This window comes from Pseudonocardia sp. (assembly GCF_025465255.1).
Lineage (GTDB): Bacteria > Actinomycetota > Actinomycetes > Mycobacteriales > Pseudonocardiaceae > Pseudonocardia.
In genome coordinates this window covers 42,782-58,154 of sequence record NZ_JAODNI010000165.1, presented here as the reverse complement: position 1 = coordinate 58,154, position 15,373 = coordinate 42,782, and the positions used below count along the sequence as shown (strand labels likewise).

Below are 15,373 nucleotides of genomic sequence, written 5' to 3'. Positions count from 1 at the left end.
GGTGGGGGCGTGCTCGTCGCGATCCCGGCGTCCGTCGGTGTTCTGGCCGTGGTGGTGGCCTGGGGTCGGCGCGACAGCACGCGCCGCCTGATGGCGCAGCTGCGCGGCTGACGCCCCGGGCTCCTGGGCGCATGTTGCGGCTCAGCTCGCGGGCGGCCCGTCCTGCGGGGGAGCGTCCTCCCGGCGGCGTTCGGCCACCTGGACCGCCCCGATCAGCACCTTCGCGATCACGCCGACCACGACGAGACCGGTGAGCATCTGGATCGTCGTGACGACCCGGGCGACCTCGCCGCGCGGGGCGATGTCCCCGAAACCGACGGTCGTGAACACCGTGACCGTGAAGTAGAGGGCGTCGGTGCGGCTCAACGCCTCGGTGAAGCTGTCCGGCACGTTGGCGGCGATGATCACATAGCTCGTGGCGAAGCCGACGAGGAGCAGTGGCAGGCCCACGGTGGCGGTCTGGACGGCCTTCAGGCGCGGCGTGTCGGAGTGCAGGACCGCCCGCACCCGCCAGGCGAGGATCAGCGCGAACGAGAGCAGCCCGATCCCGAACTCGATCCAGGCGACCAGGTCGAGCGCACGGTCCAGCGGGGCCAGGAAGTAGACCACCAGCAGAACGGTGATGACCGTGGCGGAGCGGAGCAGCGATGCGGCCAGGAGCCGCCTGCGTGCCGATCGGGAGAGGTCCCGGTACCCGGTGGTCGCCATCGGTCTCCAGCGCACACCAACCGAGCCGCGGGGTCCTCATCCCAGGCGGGTGAGCCCTGCCGGAGTGACCGCCCGTCGTCGGAGGCCACCCGGCACGGGCGGTGCCTCATCTCCGAGACTGATGATGCCGTTGGTGATCGTCTCCGTCATCGTCGCGCACGTCGCCGCCCGTCCGGCTCCGTCACCTCGGGTCATCCCCGCGGGGTGATGCGTCTTCGGCGCAGCCGCTGCGACGCTCGTCGGGCGCATCCCCCGGGCGACGGGGGTGCCCAACGGACTACACGAGGAGGCCTGGGATGAGCGATCGCCGGGCCGAGCCGTCGCTGAGGAACCTCGGCCACGGGCCGACGGCCGTGGTCCGGGGCGACGCCGAGCCGGCCGGCTGAGCGGGCGCGCCGTGAGCGACGACGACTCTCCTACACCGGATCCCGGGCCGATGAGCCGCCGGGAGCGGCGCACCCTGCGCGCGATCGAGGCGGCCCTGACCGACGACGACCCGGATCTCGCCCTGCTGCTGCGCGGCGACCGCGGGTCCGGTCGCCGGAAGCGGTGGAGGAGGATGCCCCGGAGGACGGTGGGCCTCGCGGTCGTCCTGTTCGTCGCCGGGCTGGTCCTGGCCGTCCCCGCGCTGGTGGTGGTCGGTGCGGTGATCCTGCTGGCCGTCCCGCCGCTGGCCTGGGTGGTCGCGCATTCCGAGCCGCCCGAACGATGAGCCCGATCGCCCGCCGCGGGTGAGGCCAAGCTCGCGGCGCGGTCCTAGCGTCGCCCCGTGACGACTTCGGCTGCCGCCCATCCGAGCGTCCCCGCCGTCGGCCCGCCGGCGGCCGGGCCGCCGCCCACCCGCGGCATCCCCCGTGCCCTGATCCTGCTGCTCGGCGCGGCCTCGGTGGTGATCGTCGTCGCCGGGATCCGGGCGGTGGCGTGGCTGATCGGCCCGGCGTTCATGGCCCTGATCATCGTCATCGCCGTGGCCCCGGTGCAGGGCCGGCTCCGCCGCAGGGGCTGGCCCGGCTGGGCGACGACGCTGGTGGTGGTCCTGCTCGTCTACGCGATCCTGGGTGCGATCGCGATCGGCCTGATCGTCTCGGTCGCCCGGCTGGCCACCGAGCTGCCGCAGTACGCGACGAAGGCCGACGCGCTGCTGAGCACCGCGATCGCGAACCTCGCGAAGCTGGGTATCGGCCCGGAGCAGCTCGCGCAGGCCAAGGGCTCGCTGAACCTGGGCAAGATCGCCGGCCTGCTGGGCTCGCTGCTCGCCGGCGTGGCGGGCCTGGCGTCCACCCTCGTGTTCCTGCTGGCCCTGTTGCTCTTCCTCAGCGTCGAGTCCGGGGGAGCGGGGGACCGGCTCGCCTCCATCGCCCGCGAGCGGCCGCGCGTCACCGAGGCGCTGGGCCGGTTCGCCTGGGGGACCCGGCAGTACCTCCTGGTCACGACCGTATTCGGGCTGATCGTCGCGGTGCTCGACTCCGTCGCGCTCGCGATCCTGGGCGTCCCGCTGGCGGTCACCTGGGGGCTGCTGTCGTTCATCACCAACTACATCCCGAACGTCGGGTTCGTCATCGGGGTCATCCCGCCCGCAGTGCTCGCGCTCCTCCAGGGCGGCCCCACCCTCGCGCTGATCGTCGTGCTGGTCTACTGCGGGATCAACTTCGTCGTGCAGTCGATCATCCAGCCCCGGTTCATCGGGGACGCGGTCGGACTCTCGGTCACCGTGACGTTCCTGGCGCTCGTGTTCTGGGCCTGGCTCCTGGGCCCGCTCGGCGCGATCCTGGCCATCCCGCTGACCCTCCTGTGCAAGGCGCTGCTCGTCGACATCGACCCGAAGGCACGGTGGGCCGATGCGTTGCTGCGCGCGACGCCCAAGGACCCGGAGGACGCGGCGGCGGATGCGGCGGCGAAGGCGGAGCGCAAGCAAGCCCGACGCCGGCGCCGCACGCACACCGACGAACCGCCGCCCGCCCCGGAGCCGGTCACCCACACCACCCCCGGCCGGCCCGCGGGGGCGGCGGGGGGCGGGGTGGCCCCGCCCCCGATCCCGCGCGGCTGACTCGTGGTCGGATCCCACCGCCGTGAGTAACGAGGCGCTTCTGCTCGCCCTGTCCACCGTGGTCCGGCCGACGACCCTCGCCGCGTTGTTCGCGATCCTCGCGACCCGCGGCCCGCAACGGTTGCTGCTCGCCTACGTCACGGCCGGGGTCGCGTTCACCCTGGCCGTCGGGACGCTGGTCGTCCTGCTGCTGGCCGGGCTGGTCTCGGCGACGTCGTCGTCCGTGGCCAGGCCGATCCTCGATCTCGTCCTCGGCGGGGCGGCGCTGGGGTACGCGGGTGCCGTGTGGGCGGGGTGGGCGCCGCGGCGACGGGAGCGCCCGCCGGACTCGCCCGGCTGGCTGCAGCGCAGGCTGGCGAGCCTGACGCCCCGGGGGGCCGCCGTGGCGGGGGTGCTCACCCACCTGCCCGGCCTGGTCTATCTCGCCGCGCTCAACGCGATCGCCGGCAGTACGGGTGGCCACCCGGCGGACGGCGTGCTGCAGGTGGCCGTCTACGTCGCGATCTGGTTCAGCCTGCCGCTGGTGGCGCTGCTGCTGTACGCCCGCAGGCCCGGGCTCCCGCAGGAGCTGCTCGAACTGCTCGGCGGATGGTCCCGCAGGCACCGGCGGGTGATCACGGTGCTGTTCCTCGGCGTCCTGGGCGGATACCTCACGGTTTCCGGCGTCGCCGACCTGACGGTCCCCACGGCCTGAGGAGCGGGCTCGCCCGTGCCGGGCCGTTCGCGACCAACTGCCGGCGCGTACGAGGAGGCTCGGTACGGGGACTTTGACGGTGTGGAAGTTCGACTCGGCGGGCGGCGCCGAGAGCGCTCTCGAGCTGTTGGAGCGGCTGCAGAAGGAGGAGCTCATCCGGATCGGCGACGCGGCCTACGTCTCCTGGCCCCGGACCGGAAGAAGCCGAGGACCCAGCAGCTCCCCAACCCCATCCGGCCACGTCCAGCGCAACCATGCGCTCCGCGTCGGCGACGACGCCCCGACGACCATCCCGAACCAGCCCGACCGGCGGCGGTGGCGCCTGTCGTGGACGCCCTCAGCCATCGCCGCTCATTACTGTGGGGACGGCGGATCCCGGAGACCGGAGGCTGGATGAACAGTGGTGGCGACATCTGGGGCCTCCTGAGCGATGCGGATCCCGCCTGCCTCATCCGCGAGGGGTGAGCAAGGGTGGACGGCCGCCCAGGACACGGACGAGCTCCGCGGCCGTCCGTCCGGGCCCCGCGTGACGCGAGGCGGGCTGCGACGTACCGGGCGAGTCGACCGGAATGCGGACGCGGAGCGCGCCGGGTAGCGAACGGAATCGCAGGGGCGGCGCCAGCCGCAGGGCCTCGCCGTCGACACCGACATCGACGAGCGACTGCCCCGAGTCCACGACGAAATCCGGCGTCGTCCACTCGCGATAGCCGGGGAAACGCCGGATGCGTCCGGTGGCCTCGGCGGCGACGAGGGCGGGCAGGTCCCTGGCCCGGTCGACGGCGACGGTGACGACGCCGAGGACCCCGTCGTCAATACGCGGACGGGTCCCGAATCCGCTCATGCTCTCCAGCCTGTAGACGTCGTTGGAGACCAGCACCAGGTCGGCGGAGGTGCCGCCGTTCCCACCCGGGCGATGGAAGCGCAGGTCGAACGGGGGCGCGGCCGGGCCGAGGAGGTCGGGCAGGAGCTGGGCGGTGGTGGCGAGCTTCGCGTCGCGGTACGCCTCGGACTGCACGACGGTGGCATACACCCCCATCGAGGCGTTGTTGACGAACACCCGGTCGCCGATCGTCGCGAGGTCGATCCGGCGCTCCAGCGCGTCGCCGTAGGCGTCGAGGGCCGCAACCACGTCTGCCCGGTCGAGCCCGAGGTCGAGCGCGAAGTGGTTGCGGGTTCCGGCCGGCACGCAGACGAAGGCCACGTCATGACGGCGGGCCACGTCCGCGACCAGCGCCTGCGACCCGTCGCCTCCGGCCATGCCGATCACGTCGGCACCGGTGTCGACGGCCTGCTCGGCGAGCGCGCGCAGGTCGTCGCCACGGCGCAGGACGACGGGTGTGACGCCGCGGCGTCGAGCTTCGGCCGCCAGGTCGAACCGGTCGACCTTGCCGCCGCCCGACCACGGGTTCATGAGGAGCACCCCGCTCCGGGTGGGGCCGACCTTCCGGCTGTCGAAGGTGGCGGGCGCAAGGTCGTGGGCGAGCGCGACCCGGGCGGTCGCCGCCGAGACCAGGACCAGGACGATCACGAAGAAGATCCGCACGATCGAGCGGAGATCGAGCAGGGCGACCAGCCCGACCAGCGCGACGACGGCGACCACCCCTGCCAGGACGCGCCGCGTGCCGTGGTGCACGAGCGCAGTCCACGCGGCCATCAGAGCGATGCACAGAGCGATCAGCGCGAGTGGCAACCGGAGGGGAGAGCTGAGGAGTCCCGCGGCCACGAGCGCGAGCGCTCCAACCGCCGCGAGCAGACTCACGGCGGCCGCGGCGCGCCGGCGCGCCGCGGGCCGCTGCCCCTCCGACCGGAACGGCGGGAACGCCTGCATGCCCACGGAGACCACCACCTGCTGAAGGGAGTTCTGCGTCTGCACCACGATCCGGCAACCGGCGGGCAGTGTCGTCACCTGCCCTGGATGAGCGGCGGAACGGCCGTCGCCGGCCCCACGCCTCGACGTGACGGCGAGGACGCTGAGGCCGTGTCATCCGCCGCGGGTGGAATCCTCGCCCGTCCGGGTGGGGGCCGGTCGCGATCGGCGCACCGTCGGCGGCCGAGCACTGCGCATGGTCGGGCAGCCGACGGGCGACGAACAGTCCGGCGAGGGCCCCGATCCCCAACCCGGCGAGCAGCAGCGGGACCGTCACGATCCGGGCGTCGGCGGTCGGATCGACGGCCGCGAGGAGCACCGTCACGCCGCCGAACATCGCCAGCAACCCGAGCCGCGCGACCCGGCGGGGGGAGGCCTGAGGAAAGAAGCGCGGGATTCCGACGGCCGCGGCCAGCAGCGTGATCGAGAGCGGCAGGATGCGGATACCGGTCTCCAGCGCGCTGAGCCCGAGCGCCACCGACAGGAACAGCGGGATCGTGAAGAACAGGCCGGCCTGGACGAGGTAGAGCACGAAGAACATCAGCAGCCCGCCCGTCATCTGCCGGTTCCCGAACAGCGACGGCTTGACCAGCGGCTCCCCGCCGCGCGCCTCCAACCGGGACTCCCGCTCGAGGAACACCCAGGTCACCAGCAACCCGGCCAGGACGAACCAGACCGTCGGAGACAGTCCGAGCAGGGACGACGCGCCCGGCTTCGGCATCACCCAGCCCCACTCCGCCGAGCGCAGGACCCCGAAGACGGCCGCGCCGAGACCGGCGGCCGCGAGCACCGCACCCAGGACGTCGAACCGGACCCTCGCCTCCGGCGGCGTGTCCCGCATGCGCCGGGCGAGGGCCAGGATGCCGACGACGACGAGCACCTCGCCGACGAACACCCAGCGCCACGAGAAGTACGTCGTCGCGATCCCGCCGATGAGGGGGCCGACGGCGACCGCGATCGCGCCCGCCCCCATGACGAGGCCGTAGGCCCGGGGTCGGCCCGCCGGCGGGAAGTTCCCCGCCGACGAGGGCGACGATCGCCGGCAGGATCAGAGCGGCGCCGACCCCCTCGAGCACCGACCATCCGATGATCAGTACGGGCAGGTTCGGTGCCAGGGCCGTCGTGAGCGAGCCGAGCCCGTACACGACGCACCCGATCGCGAAGGCGCGTCGCCTGCCGATCATCGAGCCGATCTTGCCGCCGGCCACCATGAGCATCGCCATCACCAGGGTGTAGAGCGTGATGGCCATCTGGATGCCCGTGATCGTCGTGCCGACGTCGGCGGCCACGGTGGCGATCGCGACGTTCATGACCGAGCTGTCGAGCGTCATGAGGAACTGGCCGCCGGGCCAGCGTCACCAGCACGCACCTGCCGTCGCTCCCGTCTGCTCCGCGAGTGCTGCTGCTCATGCCTGCTCCGGGGGTTCTTGGCGCCGCCCCGCGAGCGGCGGCTCCGGAGGTCACCGTGCGGCAGCCCCGGGGCGGCGTCCTCACCCGTCGCGGGCGAGCGCCCGCCGCCGAGCGATCCTCGGGTCGCCGCCTCTGCCGATCAGCCCCGGCGGCGGTCACGTGGGGGAAGGAACCGCGCCGTCGTCGACGGGCCCAAGGGGGGTCGACCCGGGTTCCCTGTCCAGCACCTTCGCCTTCGCGTACCGGAACTCCTCGTCCGAGATGGCGCTCTGGTCTCGCAGGTCGGCGAGCTCGGCGAGCTCGTCAGCCGTACTCCTGGGTCCTGCCGCCTCTCGGGCGTACGACCCCGTCTCCCGCTTGTTCCGCTGTACCTCTGCCCGATCGCGCTCGCTCATCGAGCGACCGCGCGCGATCAGGTAGACGAGAGTGCCGAGCCACGGCGCGACGATCAGGAACAGGGTCCAGAGCGCCTTGCCCATCCCGACAGCTCGTGATCCCGGAAGAGGTCGCCCAAGATCGTGATCAGCAACCAGGCCCACATGAACAAGATCATGAACCAGAAGATGGACACCAGCACGTCCCACAACGGTATGTCGAACTCCTTGGTCGCCTTTGGGCACCGGTACAGCGCGAGGCCGCTGCCGGTCGCGCAAGCGTCACTCGGACGCCGCTGGTCGGCATCGCCCGCTGCGGGCGAGAGGAGGGCAGCCGCGCTGCGGGAAGGCTGCTGGCACCGTCCGGGCACGGGCGGCGCCGCGTTCTCGAGATCGGTGGCTGCACGGGCGCCGAGTGCGGCTCTCAGATCGGGTCGCTCTTCAGCTCGCGCCCGTGGACCACGATCGCGTAGATCACGATGATGTCCACGCCGATGACGATCGTGGACCAGACCGGGTAGGCCGCGATGAAGGCCAGGTTCACTATCGCGCTGACGACGGCGAGGACGATGCCGACCACGCGGGCGGCCGTGTTGCCGGCGAGGAGCCCGAACCCGGTCGCCACGGCGAGGATGCCGAGGATGAGGTGGACCCAGCCCCAGACGTTGTAATCCACGTTGACGACCAGGCCGGACGAGGTGACCAGGTAGTAGCCGCGGTCGAACAGGGCGACGAGGCCCTCGATCGCCTGGAACGCACCCAGCATGATCAGCATGATGCCGGCGAAGACGACCCACCCGGTCCAGCCGGAGACGTCGTTCGCGCTCGTCGCGTAGCCCGGGGACGAGTCGGTCGTGGTTCTGGTGTGGGAGGTGTCGGTCATGACGGGCGTTCTCCTCGATCTGCTGGCTGGAGTCACCCGGAGCACCGGGTCGGGGTGGTTCCGGCTGTCCGCCGCCGAGGTCGACGGCATGCTCGATCGTCGACCCGGCCGGGCCGTCGGCCCTCATCCGAATCGGATGAGCGGGATCGTCCACGGCAGGCAACCGGCCATGGCGCCCGCACCGCAGTCGTCTCCGGGGGCACCTCCCCGCATCAGGTCCGCGAAGCGTGCCACCAGGCACTGCCGTCGATGCGGTCCGGACGACGACGGCGTCCGAACGAGGTCACGAGGCACCTGGGTCATCCGATCCGGGCGAAGACGCGCGGAGTCCCGGAGCGGAGCCTGGGCCCGTGTATCGACGGGTCCGGATTGTAGGGAGGCAAGCGGTGATGGCGCGGTACGAGGTGTGCGTGAGCGGACGTCTGTCCGAACGGGCGAGAGGCGCGTTCTGCTCCTTGGAGGTGCAGGCGGTGCCACCGCAGACGATCCTGTTCGGCGTGCTTCGCGACCAGTCCGACCTGCATGCGCTGCTGACGCTGTGCAGCGACATGGGGTTGGAGGTGCTCTCCCTGCAGCGACTGCCGGGCTGACCCGCGACGGACGACGGTCGCCAGTTGTACCGGCTGCCGACGGGACACCCGCCACGGGCTCCCGGTCGTCAACCGGGCTGGGTGCTCTTTCCGCCGCGAGGCGTCCGGCGGCCGGGCGGCCACTCACCCGGCTTGGGCGATGCCGCTTCCGGTGGACGAGAGCAGGGTGCCCGGGTGGAGGGTTCGACGAGGGCACCGGACCGCGGCCGGTGGACGAGATGAGGCTCGATGGGCACGAGGCGGTATGAGTTCAGGGTCGACGGCCGGTTGTCGGAGGAGGCCCGGAATGCGTTCGTCGACATGCAGGTCAGCGAGGTGCCGCTCCAGACCGTCATCGACGGCGAGGTGCTGGACGAGTCGCACCTGCACGGCATCATCGCTCAGATCCAGACGCTGGGCATCACGCTGGTGTCCGTGCACCCGATCCCTTGAGCGGGGTCGGCTGAACCCGCTGTGGAGCCGGCAGAGGCGGCCCGCAGCCGCCGACCGAGGACCGGACGCGATCGGACCGCCCGGACCGCCCGGACCGCCCGGCCGTCCGCCGAACGGTGCGTCGTCAACGTGCTCCGCTGCCGAGCAGACCGTGCTCGTGCGCCGCGAGCACGGCGAGCCTGCGACTGCTCACGCCGAGCTTGGCGTAGATCGACCGCACGTGGCTCTTGACGGTGTTCACCGAGACGGTGAGGTCGGCGGCGATGTCGTCGAGTGACAGCAAGGACGGGAGCAGCCCGAGCACCGTGATCTCCCGTTCGCTCAGGATCGCCCGCTGTGGTGTGCGACCGGCTCCCGCGGCGAGCGCCCGGTCCGCGACCTCGTCCCAGGCTCCGAAGCTGCCGTGCTGGTGGACGAGCAGTTCGCGGACGCTCGGTTCGGCCAGGGCGAACGGGCGGATCGCGTCGAGCGGCTCGGCGACGGCCAGCGCGGTCTGCAGCGCGCGGCGCGCGGCGGGCCGCTCGCCTGCGGTGACGGCGATGGACGTCTCCAGCAACCAGGCGTCCACCACCGTGGAGGGGAGCAACGTGCGTGCCGAGCCGTTCAACACCGGACGGATCAGGCTGCGTGCCTGGTCCCGCCGGCCTCCCGCGAACTCGACCCACGCGCGCATCGTCGACAGGTCGCCACTGTCTCCGGCTCGCTCCGCCAACCATGCGAGGGCGCTCCGCGCCGCCGCCGCGTGCCCGAGGAACAGGGCTGCGCGGAACTCCAGCGACGCCATCGAGGCGCACTGCTCGGCTCCCGCCTCGTCGGCGCCGAAGTCCGAGCGCGCCTGCTGCAGCTCGGCCAGCCCGGCGGCCCGGTCCCCCAGGTCGAAGACCGCGGCACCATGGACCGCCTGCAACGTGAACCACGACTGGGGTGACGACGCGGCCGGCCCCGGTGCCAGGCCGTCGGCGGCGAGGCGCTCGGCGTCGGTGGCCTCGGAGCGCATGAGCTCGGAGTACGCCAGCATCGCCGTGGCCGCGGTCGACCAGGACGTCCTCTCCCAGCCGTGGTCGGCCGCGGCGAGGAGAGCCTCGCTGCTCACCGCCCGCATCGTCCGCAGGTCGCCGGAGACGGCCGCGACGACACCCAGCAGCGCGAGGCACTGCATCTGCAGGTAGTCGAAACCGTGCCGGCGGCTCAGGGCCAGCGCGGCCTCGAACTCGGTGCGGGCCCCGGCCCGGTCGTCGTGCTCGAGCCGGACGTTGCCCCGGCTCAGCCGGGCGAGCGCCTCCAGCTCCGGTTCGGCGGGTAGCTCGTCGGTGTTCGCGATCGCGGACGGGACCGGGTCGGGGATTCCGGCACCGAACTGCTCGGCCACGGCCCGGAGCACCGTGAGCTCCACGGTGCCGTAGGCCGGCCAGAACTGCCGCGCATGGCGCAGGTCTCCCTGTGCGGCGAGGAGCTCCCCGGCCTCGAGGTTGCTGAGCGCCGAGGGGAGGGACAGCCAGGGGTCGAGGGCGGTGGCGTGGGCCCCGATACGCGAAAGTGCACGTCGCAGCGGCTCGTGTTCCCCGACGAGGAGCAGCGGCACGGCGAACCGGTGCAGCAGATCGGTCAGCAGCGCCGCCTCACGGCCCTGCGCGGCGTGGTCGAGTGCGCGCACGGGCTCGTCCTGGCCCGCCCACCAGCGGGCGGCCACGCCGTGCAGGTCGGCCACTCGTCGCTCGCCCTGGCGCTGGAGGTCGGCGAGCAGATGGGTGCGCAGGAGCTCCTGGACGCGGTAGGCCTCGTGTGGCCATCCGGTGGCCGTCACGAGGGAGGTCCGGTGCTGGAGCCGGTCGAGCATGCTGCCGGCCTCGTCCAGCCCCGAGAGCTCGGCGGCGAGCCCGGCCGGCACCGGGTTACTGATGCTGATCACGCGCAGGAACTCCTGCACGTCCTCCGGCAGGCCGGAGAGGATCTCGCCGACGAGGTAGTCGGCCACGGAGCGATCCGCCCCGGAGAACTGCGTGAGGAAGATGTCGCGGTCGGCGGACTTCCCCATCCCGAGGGCGGCGAGCCGCAGACCGGCGGCCCAGCCGCCGGTGCGCCGGTGCAGCACCTCGACCTGCTGCTCTGTGAGGTGCAGCCCTGACTTCTCCATCAGCGCCGCGGCCTGGTGCCGGGTGAAGGACAGCTGCGCGGCGCGCAGCTCCTGCAGCCGGCCGGCCAGCCGTAACCGGGGCAGGGACAGCGGCGGATCGAGCCGGCTGGCCAGGACGAGCTGGACGGCGGCCGGCTTGATCCGGGTGAAGATCCTGACGCCGTGCAGAGCCTCCGGATCGACGAGCTCGTGCACGTCGTCGAGGATCAGGCGGAGGGGCTGCGGTAAGGCCTGCAGCGCGTCGACGAACTCGACGACGAACTCCGGTAGGGCGCCCAGCGGCCAGGCCCACGGAGCATTCAGCCGGCTGTCGGGTGGGACCGACGGGCAGCCCGCGACCGCCGCCACGACGGACGCCCACAGCCGACTCGGGTCGTTGTCATCGCGGTCGAGGCCGACCCACGCGGTGTCGACCGCGGCGCTCGTCCGCGCCCAGTCCGCGAGGAGCAGCGTCTTGCCGTAGCCGGCGGGAGCGCAGACCAGCGAGAGGTCCGCAGCCGCTCCGGCGTCGAGCTCCGCGTACAGCTCCGCGCGCGCGACGAACTCGGGCGGGACCTGCGGCACCGTGATCTTGACGGCCGGAACGAGCGGCATGGCGGTCAGCTCCAGGTTGCCCGTTTCGGCCCCGCGATCATTTGGCGAACATTCGGATCGATCTCCCGAAGAGGGGCCGGCGCACAAATGTGATGTTCATTGACGGCTCGCTCGCCGACGATAGTGCTGGCAGGTGGTGGTGTCTATCGACCGACGCCGGGTAGATGGTCGGCGGGAACGCCATTCAGCGCGGTTCCCTCGTCCGTTCACGCGCCAATGACCGCTCGTCACGGGCAAAGGGGACGAGTCATATCCGATCCCGTTCCGAGAATGTTCGCCCGTTCGGATTTCCCGCCCGACGGCGATGCGTCACTCGGCGAACCACACATCCACGAGATCTTCTGCGGCGAGTCGCTGCTCCTGGGCGATCCGTTCGAGAGCCGTGGCCAGGGCGAGCGACAGCGCCACCGCGAAGGCGCGGAGCCCGCCCGCACCTTCCTCCCGCACGATGCGGTCCACGACGTCGTTCAGGGCGGCGAGCCCGCGCTCGTAGTTGTGGTCGTCGGAGAGGACGGCCCGCATGGCCTCCAGGACCAGTGAACGGGTCTGCCGCTCGGCGGACAGGTCACTCACGTTCGTTCTCCTCGCGGGCCGGCGGAAGGTCGCTACCCCCCGCCGACCTCTGGCCGCGGTGACTCTAGCCCGTGATCCCCAGCGCTGCTGTCCGCGCATGTAACCACCGATGGCGTGGGTATTCTGCGTCGTCAGCCCGGAAATGAGTGGGCTGGTGCCGCAGAGGAGCCACAGTGAGCGACGACGGAGCCGCCTCCGGCGAATCCGTGGACCTGTACCCGAGAGCGCGGGCCTACGACTCGGTGCGAGCCGTGCTGTCGGACGACCACAACTACGAGCGCGGGGTCGCCGGCGCCCAGGAGGTCCTGGCCGCGGTGCTGGCCGAGTCCGGGGTCGACGGACTGGCGGAGGTGGCCGTCGAACTCTCGCTGAAGCTCGCGTCCGCGATGGAGCGCATCGCCGGAGACCAGGGCCTCGCGGCCGTGGACCTCGCCGACGTGTGGTTCGTGGACTGATCAGCGCAGCAGCCCGCGTTCGTACGCCGTCGACACCGCGGTCCGGCGGCTGCTCACGCCGAGCTTGCGGTAGACCGCGCGCACTCCGGTGCTCGCCTCCGTCGGGGACATCCGTAGTTCCTCGGCGATCTGCTCCATCGACAGGGACGACGGCAGCCGTGCGAGCAGCCGCACCTCGGTGTCGTCGAGGCGCGCGCTCCGGTACTCCGGCGGCCGGTCGGCGGCTGGTGCCCGGGCCGCGAACGGCTCGGCGGCGCCGATCGGGTCGAGGTGCTCGTCCAGGAGCTCGCGGGCGTGCCCGGCCGCCAGCGCGAACGGCCGTACGACACCGAGGGACGCGCCGGCGGACAGCGCGTCGCGGAGCGTACGACGAGCGGTGCCGACGTCGCCGTCGCTGACCTTGCCGCTCGCCTCCACCAGGAGCGCCTCGACGACGGTGTGCGGCAGCAGGGGGGGCACGGTGCCGTCCAGGATCGGCTCGACCAGCGCGGTGGCCTGGGCATCCCGGCCCGCCGACTGTTCGGCCCACGCCCGCATGAGGACGACTTCCGCGCACAGGCCGATGCGGTCCGTCAACCACGCGACCACGGCGCGCGCCGCCTCGGGACGGCCGAGCGCCGACGCAGCCTTGTGCTCGACCACGGCGAGGGCGGCCGCCTGCACCGGGCTCAGGTGGACCGCGCCGAGGTCGGCCCGGGCCTGCTGCATCTGCTGCAGCCCACGGCGCCGCTGCCCCGCGTCGAAGAGCGCAGCGCCCCGCACGGAGCGCAGCGCGAAGACGTACCGCGCCCGGAGCGCCGTTCCGCCCCGCCGCAGCGCCTCGCCCGCGAGCCGATGCGCCTCGACGGGTTCGGCACGCATGAGCGCCCCGTAGGCGAGCATCCACCGCACCGCGGTCGCCAGCGGCGCCGCCTCCCACCCACCGGCGATCGCCACCGCGTCCGCCCGGGCCGCGGCCGTCGTCATCGCCGGGTAGTCGCCGCTGATGCCCGCCACGCTGCCGAGCAACCCCAGGCACTGCATCTCGAGGTACCCGAAGCCGTGCAGCCGGGCCAGCTCCAGCGCCTCCTCCAGCGCTGCGGTGGCCGCGGACGGGTGGCCGTCGACCAGCATCGCCCTGCCGCCCGCAGCCGCGAGGGCCAGCGCGGCCCATTCCGGGGCGTCGCGGCGGCTGCGCTCGGGGTCGACCGGGTCGGGGACGGCGCCGAGATCCCCGGTGGCGGCGGCGGCGAACACACCGGTGATCGAGCGCAGTACGGTGAGCCTGGGGCCGGCCTCGGCCGGCGTGGGACCGAGCCCGCGTGGCGCCGGTCCGTCACCGGCCGGCTCCAGACCTGCTTCGATGCGGGTCAGCGCTGAGCAGAGGGCCAGCCAGGGATCATCCGCGACGGCCTTCTCGCCGAGCCGGGCCAGCAGCCGGGCGAGCGCGGGATGGCCACCGGTGGCCAGCAGCCGGCCCGCAAACCGGTGGACGACCTCGACGAGCAGTGCGGCGTCGTCCCCCCGAAGGGCGTTGCGGATCACCGCCTCGAGGGGTTCGGCCTCCGCCGCCGGCCGGCGCGCGGCGCGACCGGGCAGAGCGGCGCCCCCGCCCGGGCCGACATGGCCGGTGTGCAGGTGGGCCGGCACGAGCGGGTGCACCCGGAACCCCGCCCGGGACAGGCGCTGGACGAGCCCCGTCTCGCGGGCCAGCCGCTCCAGCGCCTCGCCGGCGTCGCTCCGGCCGCTGAGCAGGGCCGCCAGCCGGGGGGTGACCGGACCCCCGCCGATCGCGTCGAGCAGATCCCGGTCCGCGGCCGGCAGGACGTCCAGCACCTCGCGAACGAGGAAGTCGGCCACCGGATCGAGGGCGGCCGCGAACCGCTCCAGAACCGCGGTCGGATCCGACCCGCCGCGCAGGGCGGCGCCGAGGAGCCGCACCCCGGCGGGCCAGCCGCCGGTGCAGGCGTGCGCCTCGGTTGCCTGAGCCTCGTCGAGGTGCAGGCCCGCTCGCCGGAGCATCTCGCCGGTCTCCTCCACCGTGAAGCGCAACCCGGCGGCACGGACCTCGCGCAGCCGTCCCACCGACCGCAGCGCGCCGAGGGAGAGCGGAGGGTCCCGGCGGCCGCAGAGGACGAGGCGCACCCCAGCCGGACGCGCGGCCAGAAGCGCCCCGAGGACCGCCAGCGCCGCCGGTGCCACGACCTCGTGCACGTCGTGCAGGACCAGCGCGACCCGCACCGGCAAGGCGGCGAGCCCGCTCAAGAGATCACCGACGAGGACAGAGGTCGGTGACGAGCCCCTTCGGCCGAGCTCGTGCAACGCGCTGTCGGCCGGGATCGCTGGGCAGGCGGTCAGAGCGAGGACGATCACCTGCCAGATGCTCTCGGCGGCCTCGGCCCCCTGGTGCAGGTCGGCCCAGACGACCGGAGAGGCGGGCGGGGCGGTGCGCGCCCAGTGCGCCAGCAGCGCGGTCTTGCCGAACCCGGCGGGAGCACAGACCAGGACGACGTCGCCGCCGTCGTCCTGTAGCGCGGCGAGTAACCGCGACCGTGGCACGAACGGGTCCGGAAGCGCGGGAATCGCCGTAGGCGGGATCGGCAGCATGCCGAACCTCCTCCCTGGATTCTTCG

At 72.9% G+C, this 15,373-nt stretch carries 13 protein-coding genes and 2 pseudogenes; 6 read left to right on the top strand and 9 right to left on the bottom strand.

All coding sequences use genetic code 11. From position 1 onward, the window contains the following. Positions 1-141: 141 nt before the first annotated feature. The gene (locus tag JWP64_RS20170; RefSeq protein WP_297499459.1) at positions 142-708 is read right to left on the bottom strand and encodes a potassium channel family protein; all 567 of its coding nucleotides are present in this window, start codon (positions 706-708) and stop codon (positions 142-144) included. A 436-nt stretch (positions 709-1,144) separates the two neighbouring features. On the opposite strand from JWP64_RS20170, the gene JWP64_RS20165 reads away from it, so the two are divergent. The 3 genes from JWP64_RS20165 (at position 1,145) to JWP64_RS20155 (ending at position 3,449) form a co-directional block, all read left to right on the top strand. Further along, on the top strand, positions 1,145-1,420 hold the full coding sequence (locus JWP64_RS20165) for a DUF3040 domain-containing protein (RefSeq protein WP_297499457.1): 276 nt from the start codon (positions 1,145-1,147) through the stop codon (positions 1,418-1,420). Between the two features lie 135 nt (positions 1,421-1,555). Then, a complete protein-coding gene (locus tag JWP64_RS20160) occupies positions 1,556-2,755 on the top strand; it encodes an AI-2E family transporter (RefSeq protein WP_297499465.1) in 1,200 nt (399 codons plus the stop codon). Between the two features lie 22 nt (positions 2,756-2,777). After that, positions 2,778-3,449 (top strand): GAP family protein, encoded by a 672-nt coding sequence (locus tag JWP64_RS20155; protein ID WP_297499455.1) that lies wholly within the window; start codon positions 2,778-2,780, stop codon positions 3,447-3,449. Positions 3,450-3,897: 448 nt separating this feature from the next. Here the strand turns inward: JWP64_RS20155 and JWP64_RS20150 are convergent, their stop codons facing one another. From JWP64_RS20150 to JWP64_RS20130, 5 genes and pseudogenes are all read right to left on the bottom strand, one after another. Further along, the gene (locus JWP64_RS20150) at positions 3,898-5,355 is read right to left on the bottom strand and encodes a diacylglycerol kinase family protein (RefSeq protein WP_297499453.1); all 1,458 of its coding nucleotides are present in this window, start codon (positions 5,353-5,355) and stop codon (positions 3,898-3,900) included. Positions 5,356-5,596: 241 nt separating this feature from the next. Continuing rightward, positions 5,597-6,289, bottom strand: a pseudogene (locus tag JWP64_RS20145) (MFS transporter); the annotation flags it as partial. A gap of 109 nt (positions 6,290-6,398) precedes the next feature. Next, positions 6,399-6,626: pseudogene (locus JWP64_RS20140) on the bottom strand (MFS transporter); the annotation flags it as partial. Between the two features lie 255 nt (positions 6,627-6,881). Continuing rightward, positions 6,882-7,205 (bottom strand): SHOCT domain-containing protein, encoded by a 324-nt coding sequence (locus JWP64_RS20135; protein ID WP_297499451.1) that lies wholly within the window; start codon positions 7,203-7,205, stop codon positions 6,882-6,884. 319 nt (positions 7,206-7,524) lie between these two features. Further along, positions 7,525-7,983: a hypothetical protein gene (locus tag JWP64_RS20130; protein ID WP_297499449.1), complete on the bottom strand. Its 459-nt coding sequence runs from the start codon at positions 7,981-7,983 to the stop codon at positions 7,525-7,527. Positions 7,984-8,372: 389 nt separating this feature from the next. Here JWP64_RS20130 and JWP64_RS20125 point away from each other — a divergent pair, with 389 nt between their 5' ends. Both JWP64_RS20125 and JWP64_RS20120 read left to right on the top strand, forming a co-directional pair. Next, on the top strand, positions 8,373-8,573 hold the full coding sequence (locus JWP64_RS20125) for a hypothetical protein (RefSeq protein WP_297499447.1): 201 nt from the start codon (positions 8,373-8,375) through the stop codon (positions 8,571-8,573). A 228-nt stretch (positions 8,574-8,801) separates the two neighbouring features. After that, a complete protein-coding gene (locus JWP64_RS20120; protein ID WP_297499446.1) occupies positions 8,802-9,005 on the top strand; it encodes a hypothetical protein in 204 nt (67 codons plus the stop codon). Positions 9,006-9,129: 124 nt separating this feature from the next. Here JWP64_RS20120 and JWP64_RS20115 read toward each other — a convergent pair whose 3' ends face one another. Together JWP64_RS20115 and JWP64_RS20110 are read right to left on the bottom strand one after the other, a co-directional pair. Beyond that, complete coding sequence (locus tag JWP64_RS20115) at positions 9,130-11,733, bottom strand: LuxR C-terminal-related transcriptional regulator (protein WP_297499444.1); 2,604 nt, start codon at positions 11,731-11,733, stop codon at positions 9,130-9,132. Positions 11,734-12,042: 309 nt separating this feature from the next. Then, a complete protein-coding gene (locus JWP64_RS20110) occupies positions 12,043-12,306 on the bottom strand; it encodes a hypothetical protein (protein WP_297499443.1) in 264 nt (87 codons plus the stop codon). A gap of 173 nt (positions 12,307-12,479) precedes the next feature. On the opposite strand from JWP64_RS20110, the gene JWP64_RS20105 reads away from it, so the two are divergent. Then, the gene (locus tag JWP64_RS20105) at positions 12,480-12,761 is read left to right on the top strand and encodes a hypothetical protein (protein WP_297499441.1); all 282 of its coding nucleotides are present in this window, start codon (positions 12,480-12,482) and stop codon (positions 12,759-12,761) included. On the opposite strand, the gene JWP64_RS20100 is transcribed toward JWP64_RS20105, so the two are convergent. Then, complete coding sequence (locus JWP64_RS20100) at positions 12,762-15,347, bottom strand: LuxR C-terminal-related transcriptional regulator (RefSeq protein WP_297499439.1); 2,586 nt, start codon at positions 15,345-15,347, stop codon at positions 12,762-12,764. Positions 15,348-15,373 lie beyond the last annotated feature (26 nt).

Excerpts from the sequence above, each read along its gene's own strand:
- JWP64_RS20170 (WP_297499459.1), bottom strand. The coding sequence starts at position 708 with ATGGCGACCACCGGGTACCGGGACCTCTCCCGATCGGCACGCAGGCGG.
- JWP64_RS20165 (WP_297499457.1), top strand. The coding sequence starts at position 1,145 with ATGAGCCGCCGGGAGCGGCGCACCCTGCGCGCGATCGAGGCGGCCCTG.
- JWP64_RS20135 (WP_297499451.1), bottom strand. The coding sequence starts at position 7,205 with ATGGGCAAGGCGCTCTGGACCCTGTTCCTGATCGTCGCGCCGTGGCTC.
- JWP64_RS20130 (WP_297499449.1), bottom strand. The coding sequence starts at position 7,983 with ATGACCGACACCTCCCACACCAGAACCACGACCGACTCGTCCCCGGGC.
- JWP64_RS20125 (WP_297499447.1), top strand. The coding sequence starts at position 8,373 with ATGGCGCGGTACGAGGTGTGCGTGAGCGGACGTCTGTCCGAACGGGCG.
- JWP64_RS20120 (WP_297499446.1), top strand. The coding sequence starts at position 8,802 with ATGGGCACGAGGCGGTATGAGTTCAGGGTCGACGGCCGGTTGTCGGAG.
- JWP64_RS20115 (WP_297499444.1), bottom strand. The coding sequence starts at position 11,733 with ATGCCGCTCGTTCCGGCCGTCAAGATCACGGTGCCGCAGGTCCCGCCC.
- JWP64_RS20100 (WP_297499439.1), bottom strand. The coding sequence starts at position 15,347 with ATGCTGCCGATCCCGCCTACGGCGATTCCCGCGCTTCCGGACCCGTTC.